The sequence below is a fragment of the Nonomuraea sp. NPDC050202 genome (genome assembly GCF_040656115.1).
GTDB lineage: Bacteria > Actinomycetota > Actinomycetes > Streptosporangiales > Streptosporangiaceae > Nonomuraea.
Map to the genome: position 1 here is coordinate 69,408 of NZ_JBFALF010000030.1, position 16,375 is coordinate 85,782.

16 protein-coding genes are annotated in these 16,375 nt (G+C 71.3%); 10 read left to right on the plus strand and 6 right to left on the minus strand.

The features are described from left to right. Positions 1 to 654: 654 nt before the first annotated feature. Both AB0I79_RS46825 and AB0I79_RS46830 read left to right on the plus strand, forming a co-directional pair. Entirely contained in the window at positions 655 to 1,083 is a 429-nt protein-coding gene (locus AB0I79_RS46825; protein WP_357887987.1) for a MarR family transcriptional regulator, read from the plus strand. Positions 1,084 to 1,179: 96 nt separating this feature from the next. Beyond that, positions 1,180 to 2,265 (plus strand): NAD(P)/FAD-dependent oxidoreductase, encoded by a 1,086-nt coding sequence (locus AB0I79_RS46830; RefSeq protein WP_357887990.1) that lies wholly within the window; start codon positions 1,180 to 1,182, stop codon positions 2,263 to 2,265. Between the two features lie 245 nt (positions 2,266 to 2,510). Here AB0I79_RS46830 and AB0I79_RS46835 read toward each other — a convergent pair whose 3' ends face one another. Beyond that, on the minus strand, positions 2,511 to 3,737 hold the full coding sequence (locus AB0I79_RS46835; protein ID WP_357887993.1) for an ROK family protein: 1,227 nt from the start codon (positions 3,735 to 3,737) through the stop codon (positions 2,511 to 2,513). A 255-nt stretch (positions 3,738 to 3,992) separates the two neighbouring features. Between AB0I79_RS46835 and AB0I79_RS46840 the strand changes: the two genes are divergently transcribed. Both AB0I79_RS46840 and AB0I79_RS46845 read left to right on the plus strand, forming a co-directional pair. Continuing rightward, positions 3,993 to 5,492, plus strand: coding sequence for a cellulase family glycosylhydrolase (locus AB0I79_RS46840; RefSeq protein WP_357887996.1), 1,500 nt, complete (start codon positions 3,993 to 3,995; stop codon positions 5,490 to 5,492). Next, on the plus strand, positions 5,489 to 5,749 hold the full coding sequence (locus AB0I79_RS46845; RefSeq protein WP_357887999.1) for a hypothetical protein: 261 nt from the start codon (positions 5,489 to 5,491) through the stop codon (positions 5,747 to 5,749). Before AB0I79_RS46840 ends, AB0I79_RS46845 begins: the two co-directional genes overlap by 4 nt. Here the strand turns inward: AB0I79_RS46845 and AB0I79_RS46850 are convergent. Continuing rightward, positions 5,732 to 6,184, minus strand: a complete 453-nt coding sequence (locus AB0I79_RS46850) for a hypothetical protein (RefSeq protein ID WP_357888002.1) — start codon at positions 6,182 to 6,184, stop codon at positions 5,732 to 5,734. The genes AB0I79_RS46845 and AB0I79_RS46850 overlap by 18 nt on opposite strands. A gap of 69 nt (positions 6,185 to 6,253) precedes the next feature. Here AB0I79_RS46850 and AB0I79_RS46855 point away from each other — a divergent pair, with 69 nt between their 5' ends. Beyond that, on the plus strand, positions 6,254 to 6,667 hold the full coding sequence (locus AB0I79_RS46855; protein ID WP_357888005.1) for a hypothetical protein: 414 nt from the start codon (positions 6,254 to 6,256) through the stop codon (positions 6,665 to 6,667). A gap of 558 nt (positions 6,668 to 7,225) precedes the next feature. Here AB0I79_RS46855 and AB0I79_RS46860 read toward each other — a convergent pair. The 3 genes from AB0I79_RS46860 to AB0I79_RS46870 are packed head-to-tail and all read right to left on the minus strand — an operon-like array spanning position 7,226 to position 10,581. Further along, on the minus strand, positions 7,226 to 8,263 hold the full coding sequence (locus AB0I79_RS46860; RefSeq protein ID WP_357888008.1) for a lysylphosphatidylglycerol synthase domain-containing protein: 1,038 nt from the start codon (positions 8,261 to 8,263) through the stop codon (positions 7,226 to 7,228). Further along, entirely contained in the window at positions 8,260 to 9,342 is a 1,083-nt protein-coding gene (locus AB0I79_RS46865) for a glycosyltransferase (RefSeq protein WP_357888011.1), read from the minus strand. The genes AB0I79_RS46860 and AB0I79_RS46865 overlap by 4 nt, the downstream gene beginning before the upstream one ends. A gap of 33 nt (positions 9,343 to 9,375) precedes the next feature. Next, the gene (locus tag AB0I79_RS46870; protein ID WP_357888014.1) at positions 9,376 to 10,581 is read right to left on the minus strand and encodes an endonuclease/exonuclease/phosphatase family protein; all 1,206 of its coding nucleotides are present in this window, start codon (positions 10,579 to 10,581) and stop codon (positions 9,376 to 9,378) included. A gap of 139 nt (positions 10,582 to 10,720) precedes the next feature. Here AB0I79_RS46870 and AB0I79_RS46875 point away from each other — a divergent pair, with 139 nt between their 5' ends. From AB0I79_RS46875 to AB0I79_RS46895, 5 genes are read left to right on the plus strand one after another with little or no spacing between them, the layout of a single operon-like run. Continuing rightward, positions 10,721 to 11,737, plus strand: a complete 1,017-nt coding sequence (locus tag AB0I79_RS46875; protein ID WP_357888017.1) for a glycosyltransferase family 2 protein — start codon at positions 10,721 to 10,723, stop codon at positions 11,735 to 11,737. 6 nt (positions 11,738 to 11,743) lie between these two features. Further along, a complete protein-coding gene (locus AB0I79_RS46880) occupies positions 11,744 to 12,445 on the plus strand; it encodes a sulfotransferase family protein (protein ID WP_357888020.1) in 702 nt (233 codons plus the stop codon). Continuing rightward, positions 12,442 to 13,446, plus strand: coding sequence for a glycosyltransferase family 2 protein (locus tag AB0I79_RS46885; protein WP_357888023.1), 1,005 nt, complete (start codon positions 12,442 to 12,444; stop codon positions 13,444 to 13,446). Before AB0I79_RS46880 ends, AB0I79_RS46885 begins: the two co-directional genes overlap by 4 nt. 3 nt (positions 13,447 to 13,449) lie before the next feature. Beyond that, positions 13,450 to 14,487 carry a glycosyltransferase family A protein gene (locus AB0I79_RS46890; protein ID WP_357888026.1) on the plus strand — a complete coding sequence of 346 codons (1,038 nt, stop codon included), beginning with the start codon at positions 13,450 to 13,452 and terminating at the stop codon, positions 14,485 to 14,487. Continuing rightward, on the plus strand, positions 14,484 to 15,614 hold the full coding sequence (locus AB0I79_RS46895) for an endonuclease/exonuclease/phosphatase family protein (protein WP_357888029.1): 1,131 nt from the start codon (positions 14,484 to 14,486) through the stop codon (positions 15,612 to 15,614). The genes AB0I79_RS46890 and AB0I79_RS46895 overlap by 4 nt, the downstream gene beginning before the upstream one ends. On the opposite strand, the gene AB0I79_RS46900 is transcribed toward AB0I79_RS46895, so the two are convergent. Further along, complete coding sequence (locus tag AB0I79_RS46900) at positions 15,604 to 16,374, minus strand: BTAD domain-containing putative transcriptional regulator (RefSeq protein ID WP_357888032.1); 771 nt, start codon at positions 16,372 to 16,374, stop codon at positions 15,604 to 15,606. The two genes, AB0I79_RS46895 and AB0I79_RS46900, sit on opposite strands and share 11 nt — an antisense overlap. Between the last annotated feature and the right edge of the window lies 1 nt (position 16,375).

Consider the following 16,375-nt stretch of genomic DNA (forward strand, 5'->3'; position numbering starts at 1 on the left):
AGGTAGGGGTTCGGGCATCGGCGTTGAGGGGTGCGTAGATGCGCCGGCGGTCGTTGAGCACCATGATGGGTGCGGGATTACCGGTGATCGCGGGCGCCGTCTGCGCGGCTTGCCCTGGCTGAGCCTGGTGCGGGTACCGGCTTTGCGTGCGCTGTAGCCTGGCGTCGCGATGATCTGCTGGGCGTCGGTGCGGGCTTGGGCGATGATCGCGGTGGCTCGGATTTTGGCATCTCCCAGCACCTGGTGGCGCAGCCGCTCCAGCTCGGCTGTTGCCTCAGCGGGAAGGCAAGGGTGTGGCCCGGCGGTCGTTGGTGGCGGTGCCGGGGATGAGCCGCAGACCGTTGCAGTTCGGTGACGGCGGAGCAGCGGGCGTAGCCGATCCGGATGTCCGCCGACGGCCCATCGTCACAGAGCGGCGCGGGCGGCGGTGTGCCCGGTCGCTACGGCGAATGCACCTCGGCGACGCCGAAATCCCCCGCAGCTCATCGGGGGCAAAACGCAGCACAAGAACCCCCGCACCGCTATGAGCTACGTCAAGCCCGGTGCCGAAGCCATCGCCAAGGTCGCCGAGGTCCTCGTGCCGGAGAGGCCGGACACCAGTGTGAGAGGTATCCCGATTTGATTGTTAACTATGCAACAGTTACCATGTTAACTATGAAGGAGAGCACGTTGGAGCTGATGCGGTGGGTTGTGTGGGGGCAGCGGCGCATCGCCGATGACTGGATACGGGAACGCGGCCTCACCCACGAGCAGAGCGCCGTGCTGGCGTACCTGTCAAAGAACCCGGATGCCATCCAGCGTGACGTCGTCCGGGCCACGCGCACCAGCGCGCCGGGCGTCTCGCGGCTCCTGGCCGGGCTGGAGCGGCGCGGACTCGTGGAACGCCGGACGCAGGAGGGTGACACGCGCAGCCGCCGGGTGCATGTCACCCCAGCGGGCTCCGAGCTGATCCAGGGTTTTGAAGAGGCCATGGACCGCGTCGAGGAGTCGATCCTCGCGCCGCTGGGCGCCGAAGGGCGGGCGCGGCTCCACGACCTCCTGGAGCAGCTCGCCTCCCGGATCGAGCCGCCCAGCTTCCCCTGACCCGGCAGCCCTGTCACTCCGCGTGTTCCGCGCGGTGGCCGGGAGCCCTTGCGGGCAGGACCGCCGGTTCGTCCAAGAGCAGTAAGGAACGCATATATGACTCAGATCACGATCATCGGCGCCGGTCTTGCGGGACTGACGCTGGCCCGAACCCTGGCGGTTCACGCAATCCCGTCCACGGTGTACGAGGCGGAGGCGTCCGCGCAGGCCCGCGGCCAAGGCGGCATGCTCGACATCCACGACTACAACGGACAGCACGGGATCCGTGCCGCCGGCCTGATGGACGGCTTCCGCTCCCTCATCCTCGAAGGCCGCCAGGCATCCCGCGACGTGGCACCTGACGGCACCATCCTGGCGGACCAGCCCGACGACCCCGCCGCAGGCCGCCCCGAGGTGCAGCGTGGCGAGCTCCGGCAGTTGCTGCTGGAATCCCTCCCCGCCGGCACGGTCGTCTGGGGCCACAAGACGCAGAATGTCCGGACCCTCCAGGACGGTCGTCACGAAGTGACCTTCGCCAACGGATCGACGATCGTCACCGACATCCTCGTCGGTGCCGACGGTGCCTGGTCGAAGGTCCGGCCGCTGCTGTCTGATGCCACGCCCGCCTACGCCGGACGCTCGATGGTCGAGACCTACCTGTATGAGAGCGACACCCGGCACCCTGCCACCCTGGCGCTGGTCGGCGGCGGGTCGATGACCGCCTACGACGAAACCACCCGCATCGGTCTGGGCGTGCAGCGCGAGCGCGCGGACACCCTGCACTCCTACGCCATGTTCGACCAGCCGCTCGACTGGTTCGACGGCATCGACTTCACCGACGGCCCTGCGGCCGCCCGCACGGTCGCGGCGATGTTCGAGGGGTGGGCGCCGGAGCTCGTCGCGCTGGTCGCCGACAGCGACATCCCGCCGGTCTTCCGCCCCTTGTACGGGCTGCCGATCGGGCACCGCTGGGAGCATGTACCCGGGGTCACGCTCATCGGAGACGCCGCCCACCTGGCGCCTCCGGACGGCGAAGGAGCGAACTGGGCGCTGTTCGACGCCGGCCAGCTCGGCAACGCCATCGCCGGACAGCCCGAGGACATCGACGCGGCCATCCGCGCCTACGAAGCCGCGCTGTTCCCGCGGAACATCGACACCGCCACCGCAGCCGCGGCTTACTACCCCGACTTCAAACCGTACTGACACAGGTCGTCACGACCGACCAGGCGTCCGGACCTTACGCAGACGCCATGCTTACGTAAGCAACTTAATTAAGCCAATACCGCGATGTCGCAGCAGATCGGCCAGCCGGAGGAGCCCTGTTCGACGACGTGTTCCGGCCCTGCCTGCCCCTGGGCCGGACAAGCTTCTGAGCTGCTCTGATCCTGAGCGCAAGGTCGCTGGCAGCGATCGCCTCACTTGAGAAGATGTCCGAATAAGGCGGCGCGTCACACGACGGTCGCGGTCTCCACCTCACCCTCGGGAGACGCGGGTGGGGCGCCGTCCTTCGGACGGCCGCGGCCGAGGACCAGTTCGCTCTGCAGGACGAGGACCGCTCCGCCGATCGCCGCGGCGTCCGACCCGCTGACCGATGGCACGACCCGCACCCGGTGAGCCCGCCGCGCGAACGTACGGCGGTCCACCTCCTCCTGGATCACCGACTGGTATGTCGAGCCGGCAACCGCGAAGCTCGGCCCGGCCAGGACGACCGTGTCGAGGTCGAACAGGGTGGCCATGGTGACCGCGGCGCTACCCAGACAGCGGGCCGACCGTTCGACCAGGCCGCGGGCGGCCGGGTCGCCGGCGTTCGCCGCGGCCGCGAGACGCGCGAAGTCGGTGAGGAAGTCGTCCCCGGTCGGGTCGAGCGCCAGCCGCTGGCCGAGCCCCGGCGTCGTCAGCGCCTCCCTGACCAACGCGGCCGGGCCGGCGTAGTTTTCCAGGCAGCCACGGTTGCCGCAAGGGCATTCGTCCCCGTTGACGTCGATGGAGATGTGGCCGATCTCCACGCTGTTCGAAGAGCTGCCGCGATACACCTCGCCGGCGACCACCACGCCACCGCCGATCCCCGTGGCCATGTAGATGCAGCCGTAGGTGCTGCGCGGCTCCACCGCCCCCATCCAGTACTCACCGATCGCGGCCGCCGCCGCGTCGTTGTCCAACAGGACCGGCAGGCCGAGGCTCTCGGCGAGACGGTCCGCGATGGGGTAGCCGAACCACTCCTCGGTGGGCTGCGGGGTCAGCAGCACACCACTCCGCCGATCCTGCGGCCCATAGCTGACCAAGCCGACGCCCAGCACCTTGTCACGATCGACGGCCGCCGTGTCCAGCAACGCGTTCACCTGCGCGGCCACCGACGACAGCCCACGTTCCGGCGGCATCGACGACACTCCGCTGAACGACATCCTCGCGATCTGCCGGCCGGCCAGATCGACCACGACGATCACGCATGTATTGCGTTCCAACTGCACCCCGACGCTGTAGCGGGCCGAAGGATTGAGCTGGACCAGCATCGGTCGCTTGCCACCCGTCGAGGCCCCCAGCCCCGCCTCGGCGACGAGACCGTCAGCCATGAGTTCACGTACGACCTCGGAGATCGTCGGTGCGGTCAAACCGGTCGCCGCCACGAGCTCCACCCGGCTGATTGCCCGCGCCGCCCGGATCAAGTCCAGCACCATTCCACGGGTCTTCGTCCGACTTGCCCAGATCGGGCTCGTCACCGCGCCACCTCCCACACCTGGTATGCAAAAGCTACCTTATTTTCAGCCACCCGCCAGACGAGCAGCTCCGCCCGGAGGCCCTTGAGCTGGGATCCTTTCCCGGCCTCCAGAGCAGTTCTTCCTGGGCATCCCCTCCACGATTGACTTTCACAAGTTTTCTAACCAAGCATGCTGGAGCAGCTGTCCCCCGTCTATCTCGAACAGAGGGATCGGATGAAACATCGTCATGCGCTGCTCACGTTCGGCGCCGTCGGAGCTCTGGCACTGGGCAGCATGGCAGCGGCCACGCTCCCCTCATCGGCCGCCACCACCACAGGCTGCTCCGTCACATACACCGTCCAGAGCGAGTGGCCCGGCGGCTTCACCACCGGCGTCGCCATCACCAACCTCGGCTCTGCGGTCAAGGGGTGGACCTTGACGTTCGACTTCCCCGACGCCGATCAGAAGGTCACGCAAGGCTGGAGCGCCACCTGGACGCAGTCCGGGACGCGCGTATCCGCCGCCGGCATGGGTTGGAACGGATCGCTGGACACCGGCGCGTCCGCCTCCATCGGCTTCGCCGGAGCGTGGAAGGGCGCCAACCCGGTACCCACCTCGTTCGCGCTCAACGGCACGACCTGCACCGGCTCGGTGATCACGCCGACCCCCACCACGACCACCACTCCCACCCCCGACCCCGGTGGTCCAGCACCACGCCTGCGAGTGTCCGGCAACAAGATCGTCACATCGGACGGCAAGCCTTACCGTCTGCTCGGCGTGGACCGCTCAAGCGGTGAATACGCCTGCGTGCAGGGCAAGGGCCAATGGGACGGCGGCCCGGTCGACCAGGCCTCGGTCGACGCCATGAAGAGCTGGAACATCCACGCGGTGCGGCTGCCGTTGAACGAGGAATGCTGGCTCGGCGTCAACGGTTCGCCCAGCGGCGCCACCTACCAGCAGGGCGTGAAGGCCTACGTCGACCTGCTGGTCGCCAATGGCATCACCCCGATCCTCGACCTGCACTGGACCTCGGGCGCCTACAGCAACGGGCCGGACTGGCACTGCAAGGACACCACCGCGACGTGCCAGAAGCCGATGCCGGACGCGCAGTACGCCCCCCGGTTCTGGACCGGCGTCGCGAACACCTTCAAGGGCAACGACGCTGTCGTCTTCGATCTGTTCAACGAGCCGTACCCGGAGATCGGCAGCGACTGGAACAAGACCTTGGGCTGGCAGTGCCTGCGCGACGGCGGCACCTGCACCGGCATTCCCTATGAGGTGGCCGGCATGCAGGACCTGGTGGACGCGGTCCGGGCGACCGGGGCGGCCAACGTCCTCATGGTGGGCGGCCTGGAGTGGGCCAACGACATGCGGGAGTGGCTGGCCTACAAGCCGAACGACCCGCTGAACAACATCGCCGCGTCCTGGCACGCGTACAGCTTCAACGCCTGCGCCACCACGTCCTGCTGGGACGCCCAGATCGCCCCGCTCGCCCAGCAGGTACCCATAGTGCTCGGCGAGTTCGGCCAGGACAACTGCGGCTACGACTACATGGACACGCTGATGGACTGGGCCGCCGCACACGGCCTGTCCCACCTGGCATGGACCTGGAACCCCTGGGGCTGCAGCACCGGCGGCGTCCTGATCAAGGACTGGAACGGTACCCCCGAACCCGGCATCGGCGAAGGCTACAAGGCCCACCTGCTCACCCAGAGCCCCTACACGACCTCGTGACCGACGCCCGGCCCAGGCGGTCGGCGGCCCCGGCGGGGCGGGCGCTGTTCACAACCGGGCTCTTCTTGTGCTGGGACGGCAGCTTTGAGATCCAGTTGGAAGGGCAGGACCCGGTGGTGCTGAAGGCGGGCGGACTGTTCGTCGTTCCCAGGGGAATGCGGCACCGTCCCGTTGCCGACAAGACCGCCCATGTCCTGCTCATCGAGCACCCGGACACCAAGCAGTACGGGAGAGGATCTTCAGCGACCTGTACGTGAAGAGATGAGCGGGTGCGCCGGTCCGGCCTGCGGTGTCCGCGCCCTACGGGAGACCGAAAGGGGGCCGGGGCGTGGCCTTCCCAGATCCGGCGGGAGGCCGTCCCGGTAGGGCAGAGTCTGCGGCCCGGCGTCCAGGACACGGGTGAGCCGCTGACCGGGCCGGTGGGCGGCCCATCCCGCATCGCCGGTGGTGACGAAGCGGATCCATGCCTGTTCGAGCTCGTGGGAGAGCGTGACGGCCTCGGGGTTGGGCTCGTCGCCGATGGGCCGAGCGGCGACGGGGCCGTCCAGCGTGCCGAACGCCAGGGGGACGTCGAGGCTGTGGCAGGTATCCAGGGCGCCGCCGAGGGGCCGAGGGATCGGCGATCCACCGATACCGCGCGCGACGTCCAGAAGCTTGGCGGATCCACACGCCGCGGTCAGGCGCGCGAACATACCGAGGGCATACCACGTGTCACTACCGTCGCCTCCCGTCCAGACACCCTGATTCGGGAGAAGACGGTAGTGAGATATCTGCGCAAGACAGCCTTCATCGCGGGTGCCGGGCTGGCCCTGTCGCTGCTCGGCTCGGTTCCCGCCTCGGCCGACAACTGGGACTCCTCGGCACCGACGGACGCCGTCAACGTGACGACGCGCCTGCAGGCCAACACCGACCTCGGAACGCTGCAACTGCGTAAGGGCAAGCTGGGCTCCAACTGGTACATCTGGGCCCGGATCAGCAAGCCCACCAGCACCGCCAACAAGAGCTACAAGCTCTTCTTCATCGTGGGCAGCAGCCCCGTGAGCGTCGACATCAACGGCACGAGCTACACCAAGGGCTACAAGCTGATCTCCGGCAAGACCTACAAGGGCTGCCTGAAGAAGGACACCGGCATGCCGGGCGGCAGCTACTACAAGTGCATCAGCTTCACACAATGATCTAGGACGGGCGCGCCCCCGCGGTGCCACCCGAGCACGACCCCGCCGCCCGTCGCCTCGGCGCACGTGCTCTCGTGCGTACGTTGCCGCGCTCCCTGCTGGCGTAGCACCGGCAGGGGCGCGGCACTGCGCGTGAGCTCATCCATCCCCGTGGCGCGTTGAGCGGTTGGGGGACTGTAAGAACAACAAGAACAACGGTGTAACTCCTGATCAGGGGGACACACCTGATGAGTGCTGTGATCCAGGCATCGACGGAGATCGACCTGGAGGACGCCGCGGTGGCGCGCAAGAAGCCGGAGGACTCGGCGGACCGGGAGCTGGTGGCGTCTGCCAGGGCAGTCAAGGGCCCGCCGATGAACGGCGGGCGGTGCCCGCGAAGCACCCAGGTGAACAGCGTCGGAGATCACCCGTTCGGCCGGCGTGCGGTACACGGCGGAGGCCGGCGTGCGGTACACGGCGGAGGCCGGTGCGTGGTTCACGGCGGAGGCCGGTGCGTGGTTCACGGCGGAGGCCGCCGCGCGGTGCACGGCGGAGGCCGTCGCCGGTACGTTCCGGCGGTCACGGGCTGCCGTGCTGGGGTGACACCGCGGGCTGAGGCGCCTCCTGCGGATCGGACCGGCCGCGGCGGATGAGGTACTCGGCGATCGCCAGGGCCGCCGCGCCGAGCAGCACCTCGCTGACGGTGGAGATCAGCCGGCTGGCCAGGGCCACCACCGCGGCGGCCGGGGTGGGCAGCACCACGCTCAGGGCGGCCGTGAGCACCGCCTCGCGGACGCCGATCCCGTCGGGGATGAACACGGCCGCGATGCCGACCGAGGTGGCGAGCGTGAACGCGCCGACGCACAGCAGGAGGGAGCGGGACGCGGGAGCGCCCATCGCGATGGCCAGCGGCCACAGATGCAGCCCCGTCACCACCCATGACAGGCTCTGCCAGGCGACCGCGAGCCGCACCCCCCGGACGGAGGCGGCCCTGGCCGCCGCGGGGCGGCGCAGCAGCCGCAGCAGCAGTGCGGAGCTCTGGTTGACGAGCTGCGGGCGCACCAGGACGACCACGATCAGCACGGCGGCCACGGCCAGCCAGGCCGCCCGCGCCCCCAGCATCTGCACGCCGGCGAGCAGCCCGACGGTGAACCCGCTCAGCAGCACCAGGCTCATGACGAGCGCCGCCGTGGTCATCAGCCTGCCGAAGGTGATGCCGTTGACCGTGGCGACCTTGGCGGTGGCGATCATGCCGGGCACCCGTCCGGGCAGGTACTTGGACAGGAAGCCGACGAAGAAGATCCGCACGACCCGCGGCCCGCTGACCGGAGGGCCGAGCTCCAGCAGCACGACGCGCCAGGCGAGGAACCCGAGCGACAGCCCCGCCGTGCTCGCCAGCAGCGAGCCGCCGAGCAGGAGGGCGATCTGACCGGCGTCGCGCCGGGTGAACAGGACGCCGACCACGCTCCAGTCCAGCCGGGACATCGTCCAGGCGATCGCGGCCACGACGGCGAGGGCGAACGCGGCGACCAGCGCCCGCGCCAGCGGACGAGGCAGGCGAGGCAGGCGAGGCAGGCGGGGCAGGCGCAGGAGCCGGGGCGGCCTGGCCGGGCTCACTCGCCTGCCCCGGCCGACGGCACCGGGGCCGGGCCCGTCCTGATCGGCTCGCCCCGCCTTCGGCCCAGCTCGTAGGCGACGCGCAGCAGCCCCACGCAGGCGCCGAGGAAGAAGGCCGTGTGGAAGCAGAGCTGCATCCAGGCGACCCACAGGGCGAAGCGGGCGCCCCGGTGGCGGCGGGCGAAGCCGATGAACACCCGGTTCCTGAACAGGAACACCGCGAGCGCCGCCGCCGGCACGGCCAGCAGCCAGGGGCTGAGGAGCGCGAGCGGCAGGCTGAGGAACGTGGCCGCCGCCGAGGCGGAGGAGAGCCGGGGTCCCTTGCGGCGCTTGTGCCGGCCCGTTCCGATCATGTCGAGCTGGAAGCCGGCCCGGCCCTCGCCGCGCAGCCGCCGCGCCCGCACCATGATCACCGGCAGGGTCGTGGACCGCACGAAGCGCTCCGCCAGGCACCCCCAGAACCGGTCCTCGTCGTCGGCCCTGGTGACCACGGAGGTGGTCACGACCCGCCGGTAGCGGGCCGGGATGCGGGTGCCGAACTCGAAGTCCTCGCCGTCGCGCAGCCGTTCGTCCAGCCCGCCCGCCTGAGCGAAGACGTGGCGCGGGATCAGGCTGCAGGACAGGAACGTCGCCGTCGTCCGGCTGCGCTCGTAGTGCTCGCACAGCACGCGGTAGCGTTCGACCGGCCCGTCGTCGTACAGCGGCTCGATGTCGTAGATGCCCTGCACCATGCCGCAGTCCGGCGTCTCCCGGTACGCCTTGACGGCGTTCCGAATCGCGTCGGGGGCCAGCGCGGTGTCGGAGTCGACGAAGAACAGCAGCGGAGCCGAGCTGTTCGCCACCCCGAGATTGCGGGCCCCCGCCGGCCCCCGGTTGCGCGGCGACTCGACGAGCGTGCACGGGAACCGCCGGGCGATCTCCAGCGAGCCGTCGGTGCTGACGTCGTCGACGACGACCACCTCGGCCGGGCGGTACGTCTGCGCGTACACCGACTCCAGGCACGCCCGCAGGGTCTTGCGCTTGTTGTAGTTCGGCACGATGACCGCGACGTCACCACGCCAGGACACCTCGTCAGGCATGCGTCGTTCCTTTCGTCGGTGCAGCCGCGCCGGTCAGGACACCGACACGACCATGCGCTGGGCCCGATGGTCGGACAGCCCCTCGGCGCCGGGCAGCTCGTAGCGGTGCACGGTCACGTCGGCACTGGTGTAGAGCCAGTCGATCCGCCACAGCTCGGCGGTCCCGGCCAGGTAGGTCGCCGGATGGAGGGACGAGAGCGCGGGCGTCCGGTCGATCAGCCGCTCGGGGAGCAGGCGGCGGATGCCCATCGCCGGGGAGGTGTTCAGGTCGCCGGCGAGCACGACGGGGTGGGGGTTGGCCGCGAGGTCCGCGCCGATGGCCCGGAAACTCGCCTCCCGCCGCAGCGTCGTGCTGGTGGCGGCGTCTCGGGAGCCGGCGTCGTACAGCCGCCATTCGAGCGGGGGCTGGGAGATCTGGGTGGCGTAGAAGGAGACGGTCGTGCCGTTGACGTCGAGGTCGGTGCGCAGCGTCTCGACCGTGTAGCCCTCCGGCCAGTCCCGCAGCGCCTCGGGGATCTCCCGCTGGTCCGGCGGCAGCCACGGGCGCAGGTCCAGGCCGCGGTGCCCGGTGATCGGGAACCGGGAGAGCGTGATCTGCTCGCCGGACGCCGCGACGTGGTAGCCGGGGAGTTCGCGGCGCAGCTCGGCCAGCTTGTCGATGCGCATCGCCAGGTCGGCGGTCCAGCGCCCGGACCGCATGTCGCCGGCGCTGGTGTCCGCGTACAGGTACTCCGTCAGCAGGTAGACGTCGGCGTCCAGCTCGTGCAGGTAGGCGTAGAAGCCGGGGGAGTACCGGTCGCCGCCGGCGGTGATCCAGTCCTGGTCCCAGAACTGGGTGTTCCAGGCGGCCACGGTGACGGCTCCGGGGCCCGCGGGCGGCGGGGTGTGCCAGAGGGTGGCGTAGTTGATCCCGCTGCGCCCGGCGCCCAGCACCGCGGTGATCACCAGCAGGGGGATGACGCGCCGCCGCACCGGCCGGGCCAGTGGCGCCACGATCAGCAGCAGCGCGGGGACCAGCAGGAACAACAGCGGCGGGATCAGCTCCAGCGGGGCCCACAGCGGGGTGCGCCCGCTGGCCGCCAGGTGGCAGAGCACGAAGAGCAGCCACGCCACCGAGGCGGTCACGACCAGCCTGGTGCCCCAGCACCAGCGCCGGCGCGGGCGGACGAAACGCCTGACCCGCTCCGCGAAGGATCGTTCCGGCAAGGGGGTGGTGGCGGCCAGCCGCTGCTCGATCACGGTGCCGAACGTAGTGAGCGGTCCTTGTCCCGTTCTTGTCGTGCCGGGCGGGCGCGTCCGGCACGACAAGAACGGGACAAGGCGCCGTGCCTAGCGTGAGCCGGACATGAGGTCTGGCACGGCCAATGGAGCGCACATCATGAGTCGGGAGCACCCGCTAGTCTCGGTCATCATCCCCAGCTACAACCGGTCCGACGTGTTACGGCTCTGCCTGGACGCGGTGAGAGCGCAGACCCATCCGCACGTCGAGGTCATCGTGGTGGACGACTGCGGCACCGAGGACGCGGCGCATGTGGCCGCGTCCATGGGCGCCACGGTGGTGCGCACCAGGGTCAACGGCGGCCCGACCCCCGCCCGCAACCTCGGCGCCGAGCACGCCGCCGGGGAGATCCTGTTCTTCCTCGACGCCGACATCGCGCTCGACCCGGACGCGGTGGAGAACGCGGTGCGGATCCTGCGGGATCATCCGGAGATCGGCGCCCTGGGCGGCATCCTGCTGCCCGAGTCGCTCGTCTCCCGGAGCCTGGCCGCCCAGTACCGCGCCGTGCAGATGCACCGCTGGTGGATGCCCGCCCACCGGCCGACGCTGGAGCTGCACGCCTCCGTCCTGGCGGTCCCCGCCAAGGTGTTCGCCGAGGTCGGCCCCTTCGACCCGCGGCTGCGCGAGACGGTCTCCTCCGACTACCGCGTCCGCGTGACGCGCTCGTACGAGGTGAAGCTGAGCGAGGCGATCCGCGGCCGCAAGGACCACGACGCCACCGTGCGGACGATCCTGCGCAAGGTCTTCCGCCGCGCCCGCCTCAGCGCGCTGGACTGGCGCGAGGGGGAGACGCCAGGGGACTCCGTGCCGCGCGCGGTCGGCGGCGTGCTGCTGCTCGCCGCCGTCCCGGCGCTCGCCCTGCCCCGCGTCCTGCCCGCACGGGCGCGCCGCGCCGGCGCGCTCGTCCCGCCCGCGCTGGTGGCCGCCGCCATCGCCCTGGACGCGGGCACCCACCGCTTCGCCTACAAGCAGCGGGGCGCGGCGTTCGGCCTGTACTTCTCCGGCGTGCACCTCGCCGTCACCTTCACCGGCGCCCTCGGCGGAGCGGTGGGCGTGACGCAGCGGCTCGCGCTCGCCCGCCTGGAGAAGCTCGCCCGTCTCGCGGCCCAGGACTGAGCGGCCATGCAGGTCATCGGCACCGGTTTCGGCCGGACGGGAACGCTGTCGCTCAAGACGGCGCTGGAACGGCTCGGCTTCGGGCCGTGCCACCACATGGTGGACGTGTTCGCCCACCCGCGGCAGATCAGGCCCTGGCTGGCCGCGGCCACGGCCCGCCAGGCGGACTGGGACCGGCTGCTCGTCGGCTACGAGTCGTGCGTGGACGGCCCGACCTCCGCCTACTGGCGGCAGCTCGCCGACCACTACCCGAAGGCCAAGGTCATCCTCACCACGCGCGACCCGGAGCGCTGGCTGGCCAGCATGCAGCGCACCCTGTTCGCCCAGCGGCGGCGCATCGAGTCGCTGCCGGGCAGGGCCGCCGTCCTGCTGTCGTCGCTGCTCGGCACCGACCTCGCCGCGTTCGTCAGGATGGTCGACACGACCCTCGACGCGCGCACCTTCGCGACAGCGGCCGACCGGGAGCCCGAACGGGCCGTCAAGCTGTTCCAGGAGCACACGGCCAGGGTGGTCGCCGCCATCCCGGCCGGGCGGCTGCTCGTCTTCGACGCCGCCGCCGGCTGGGGCCCGCTGTGCGAGTTCCTGGAGGTCCCGGTCCCGGACGAGCCCTACCCCCGGGTCAACAACTCCTCCGACTTCACCAGGAGCGGCCTCGGCCGGCCCCTGCCGCTGCTGCTGCGCCGGACCAGGCGAAGGGGTCCCCGATGAAGCCGCTGGTCTCGGTCATCGTGCCGAACTACAACTACGCCCGCACCCTGGAGCTGTGCCTGAGCGCGCTGGAGCGGCAGACGTACCCGCGCGTCGAGGTGATCGTCGTCGACGACCGCAGCACCGACGACTCCGTGGCGGTCGCCCACCGGCACGGGGTGCGGGTCGTGGTCACCGACACCAACATCGGCGCCCCGGCGGCCCGCAACCTCGGCGCCGAGCACGCCCGCGGCGAGGTGCTGTTCTTCCTCGACTCGGACCTGGCGCTGGCCGAGGACGTGGTCGAGCACGCGGTGAACCTGCTGACCGCCGATCCCACCCTGGGGGTGGTGTGCGGCACCTACGACCCGGAGCCGCTGATCCCCGACAGCCTCGTCGAGCGCTATCGCAGCCTCCAGCTGCACTACTGGATCTCCGGTGACGAGGGCGAGATCAGCACGATCTACTCCGCGCTGTTCGCCATGCGGGCGGAGGTCTTCCGCGAGGTGGGCCCGCTGAACCCGGCGCTGCGCCACAGCGAGAACGCCGAGTACGGCCACCGCGTCACCCAGCGGTACCGCATCGTGCTGGACAACCGGATCAGGGGCAGGCACGACCACGACGACCGGCTCACGGTGGTGCTGTCGAAGTTCTTCCACCGCGCGCGCCTGCACATCCCGCTGTACCTGCGCCGCCCGGACTTCAACGGCGGCCCCGCCAACAGCAGCCGCGGCTGGGGCTCGCTCGCCGCCCTGTTCGCCGTGCTCACCGCGCCGCTGCCGGCCCTGCTCGGCCCGGCCTGGCTGGCCGCGCCGCTGGTGCTGCTGGCCGGCTCGATGGCGGCGGACCTGGGCATGTACCGCTTCGTCCGGCGCTACGCCGGCATGCCCTTCACCCTGTACTTCACCGCGGTGCACTTCCTGGTGAACGTCACCGTCGCGGTGGCGGTGTTCGCCGGAGCCGCCCAGTGCCTGGTGTCCAGCAGGTTCCGGCGCACCTACGACCTTCCCGCGGAGGTGTGAGCGATGAGCGGGCCAGGGCCTGTCGTGTCGGTGATCGTGCCCAACTACAACTACGCCGCCTCGCTGGAGCTGTGCCTGCGCGCGCTGCAGGCGCAGACGTACCGGCCGATCGAGCTGATCGTCGTGGACGACGGCAGCACCGACGACTCGGCGCAGGTCGCGCGGCGGCTCGGCGTGCGGGTGATCCGCACCGAGCGGAACCTGGGCGTGGCCGCCGCCCGTAACCTCGGCGCCGCCCACGCGAGCGGTGAGATCCTGGTGTTCGTGGACTCCGACGTGGCCGCCTACCCCGACGCCGTCGAGGTGGCGGTCGGCCTGCTCGCCGCCGATCCGGGGCTCGGCGTGGTGTCCAGCATCCACGACCCCGAGCCGCTGATCCGCGACAGCCTCGTCGAGGAGTACCGGGCGCTGCAGTACCACTACTGGACGGTCAGCTCGGAGGGGCCCGTCTCGTTCCTGTTCTCGGCGCTGATGGCGATGCCGCGCCGGGTGTTCGACGAGATCGGGCCGTTCAACCCGCGCCTGCGCGAGACCGAGGAGGTCGACTACGGCCACCGGCTCACCCAGCGCTACGAGATGCTGCTCACCACCGCGGTGCGCTCGCGGCACGACCACGACGACAAGCTGGCCAAGCTGCTGCGCAAGCTGTACCGGCGGGGGCGCGCCAGGGTGCCGCTGTACGCGCGCCGGCGGCGCTTCGCCCGCGGGTTCGAGACCTCCAGCCGGGCCGGCGGCAGCCTCGCCGCGCTGGCGGCGGTGGCCGCCTCGCCCCTGGTGATCCCGCTCGGCCCGGCCGGCGCCGCGCCCGCCGCCCTGGCCCTGGCCGTGTCGCTGCTGGCCGACCTCGGCATGTACCGCTTCGTGCTGCGCAGGCGCGGGCCGCTGTTCCTGCTGTACTTCGGCGCCGTGCACTTCCTGGTGAACGTGACCATCGCCGCCGGGGTGGCGGCCGGGGTCGCGCGGTGGCTGTGCTCGGCGAGGTTCCGCCGGCTCTACGATCCCGACGTGACGATGGAGGTCTCAGGGCAGGCGGCCACATGACGGCTCCGCTGCGGGATCCGGCCCGGCAGACGCGCACGACCGGCGCCACGCCGTCGCGGGCGCGCCGGAGGGTCCCGCTGGTGTTGTGCGCGGCCATCGCCTGGACGGTGTTCGTGGTGCTGCACCGCGTCCTGTCCGGGCGGGTGTGGTGGTGGCAGGGCCCCGAGCTCGTCCCGCCGCTGGCGTTCGCGGCCGTTCCCGTGCTGCTGCTCGCCGCGGCCCTGGCGGTGGCGCGCCGCGCGCGCCGGACGGCCGTCGCGGTGGCGCTGGTGTCCCTGATCCTGGGCGGTGGCGCGAGCGGGCTCAACCTCGCCTCGCTGTGGCACCGCGCCGCCCCGGCCCCGCCGGACGCGATCAAGGTGTTCTCCTGGAACACCTGGTACTGGGACCAGCCGGTGAGCGGCATGGCGCCCCCGCCGGCCGGCACGCCGCCGCGGGACGTCGCCGCCTTCTACCGCCACCTCCGCGCCCAGGACGCCGACGTGCTGCTGCTGCAGGAGTACGTCTACTTCGGCGCGGACTCCCGGCCGATCCGGGTGAACGACCTGGACAGGCTGCGCCGGGAGTTCCCCGGGTTCCACATCGCCACGGCGAGCGAGATGGTGACGCTGTCGCGCTTCCCCATCGTCCTGGAGCGCGGCATCGAGGCGGGGGACGCCCACGTGCCGCCCGGCTCCGGCTGGCCGGGCTTCCACACGGTGAAGACGCTGCGCACGGACCTGCGCGTCGGCGGCAGCACCGTCTCGTTCTACAACTCCCACATCAACTCGCCGGTCGCCGCGGGCGGCCTCAGCCGCGCCCAGCACGACGCCCGCGAGGCCAACCTGCGCGCGCTGGCCGCCGACATCCGGGCGAACCCGCTGCCCGCCGTCCTGGCCGGCGACTTCAACGCCTCGCCCGCGATGGGCCTGCTGCGCCTGGTGCCGGAGCGGATGACCGACGCCGCCCCGGCGCTGCGCTCGCTCTACCCCGCCACCTGGGACGAACGGCGGCCGCTGCTGTCGCTGTGGCGGATCGACTGGGCGTACACCACGCCCGAGATCGCCGTGCACGAGTACCGGCTGGTCCGCTCCGACGGCCTGTCCGACCACAGCGGGCAGCGGCTGGTCGTCTCGCTCAGCCGGTGACCTGGGCGAGAAGCAGGGCCGGCCGGGGCGCCGGGCCCGTGCCCGCACGCAGGATCCGCAGATGCAGCGCGCGCAGCTCAGGCCCCGGCTCGACGCCCAGGTGGTCGGCGAGGTACCCGCGCAGGCGGGCGTACAGGGCCACCGCCTCCGCGCCGCGTCCCAGCGCGCACAGGCCGCGCATGAGCAGGCTCGCCAGCGGCTCCGCGAGCGGGTAACGCGGCACCAGCGGGGTCAGCTCGGTGACCACGACGTCGGGACGGCCCAGGCGCAGGTGCGCCTGGGCCCAGGTGACGAGGGCGCCGACGTGCTGCTGCTCGATGCCGTACCGCATGCGGGCGGCCCACTCGCCGGGGATGCCGGTAAGAGGCGCGCCGCGCCACAGCTCCATCGCCTCGCCCAGCAGCCGGGCCCGCGCGAAGTCGTCGCGGGCGCGTAGCTGCGCCTGCTTGGCGAGCCGCCGGAACCGGTAGGCGTCCACCCGATCGGGGTCCACCTCGAGCGTGTAACCGCCGTCGCGGCGTTCGATGCAGGCGCCGGTCACGGTCAGCGCCTGCCTCAGGCGGGCGATGTGGGCGTACAGCGAGTCGGCCGCCCGGTCCGGCGGATCGTCCCAGACCCGCTCGATCAGCGTGCGGAGCGAGACGGGCCGGCCGGCGTCGATCGCCAGGGCGGCCAGCACCGCGCGCCGCTGAGGCGGCCCCAGAGGCACACCGCGGTCACCGGAGGTCACCTCGACCGGTCCCAGTAAGCGGACGTCCATC

Bases quoted from the DNA above. Each gene is read 5' to 3' on its own strand.
- AB0I79_RS46880 (WP_357888020.1), top strand. From the start codon at position 11,744: ATGCAGGTCATCGGCACCGGTTTCGGCCGGACGGGAACGCTGTCGCTC.
- AB0I79_RS46875 (WP_357888017.1), top strand. From the start codon at position 10,721: ATGAGTCGGGAGCACCCGCTAGTCTCGGTCATCATCCCCAGCTACAAC.
- AB0I79_RS46900 (WP_357888032.1), bottom strand. From the start codon at position 16,374: ATGGACGTCCGCTTACTGGGACCGGTCGAGGTGACCTCCGGTGACCGC.
- AB0I79_RS46895 (WP_357888029.1), top strand. From the start codon at position 14,484: ATGACGGCTCCGCTGCGGGATCCGGCCCGGCAGACGCGCACGACCGGC.
- AB0I79_RS46850 (WP_357888002.1), bottom strand. From the start codon at position 6,184: ATGTTCGCGCGCCTGACCGCGGCGTGTGGATCCGCCAAGCTTCTGGAC.
- AB0I79_RS46825 (WP_357887987.1), top strand. From the start codon at position 655: ATGAAGGAGAGCACGTTGGAGCTGATGCGGTGGGTTGTGTGGGGGCAG.
- AB0I79_RS46885 (WP_357888023.1), top strand. From the start codon at position 12,442: ATGAAGCCGCTGGTCTCGGTCATCGTGCCGAACTACAACTACGCCCGC.
- AB0I79_RS46840 (WP_357887996.1), top strand. From the start codon at position 3,993: ATGAAACATCGTCATGCGCTGCTCACGTTCGGCGCCGTCGGAGCTCTG.
- AB0I79_RS46865 (WP_357888011.1), bottom strand. From the start codon at position 9,342: ATGCCTGACGAGGTGTCCTGGCGTGGTGACGTCGCGGTCATCGTGCCG.
- AB0I79_RS46890 (WP_357888026.1), top strand. From the start codon at position 13,450: ATGAGCGGGCCAGGGCCTGTCGTGTCGGTGATCGTGCCCAACTACAAC.
- AB0I79_RS46835 (WP_357887993.1), bottom strand. From the start codon at position 3,737: ATGGTGCTGGACTTGATCCGGGCGGCGCGGGCAATCAGCCGGGTGGAG.
- AB0I79_RS46830 (WP_357887990.1), top strand. From the start codon at position 1,180: ATGACTCAGATCACGATCATCGGCGCCGGTCTTGCGGGACTGACGCTG.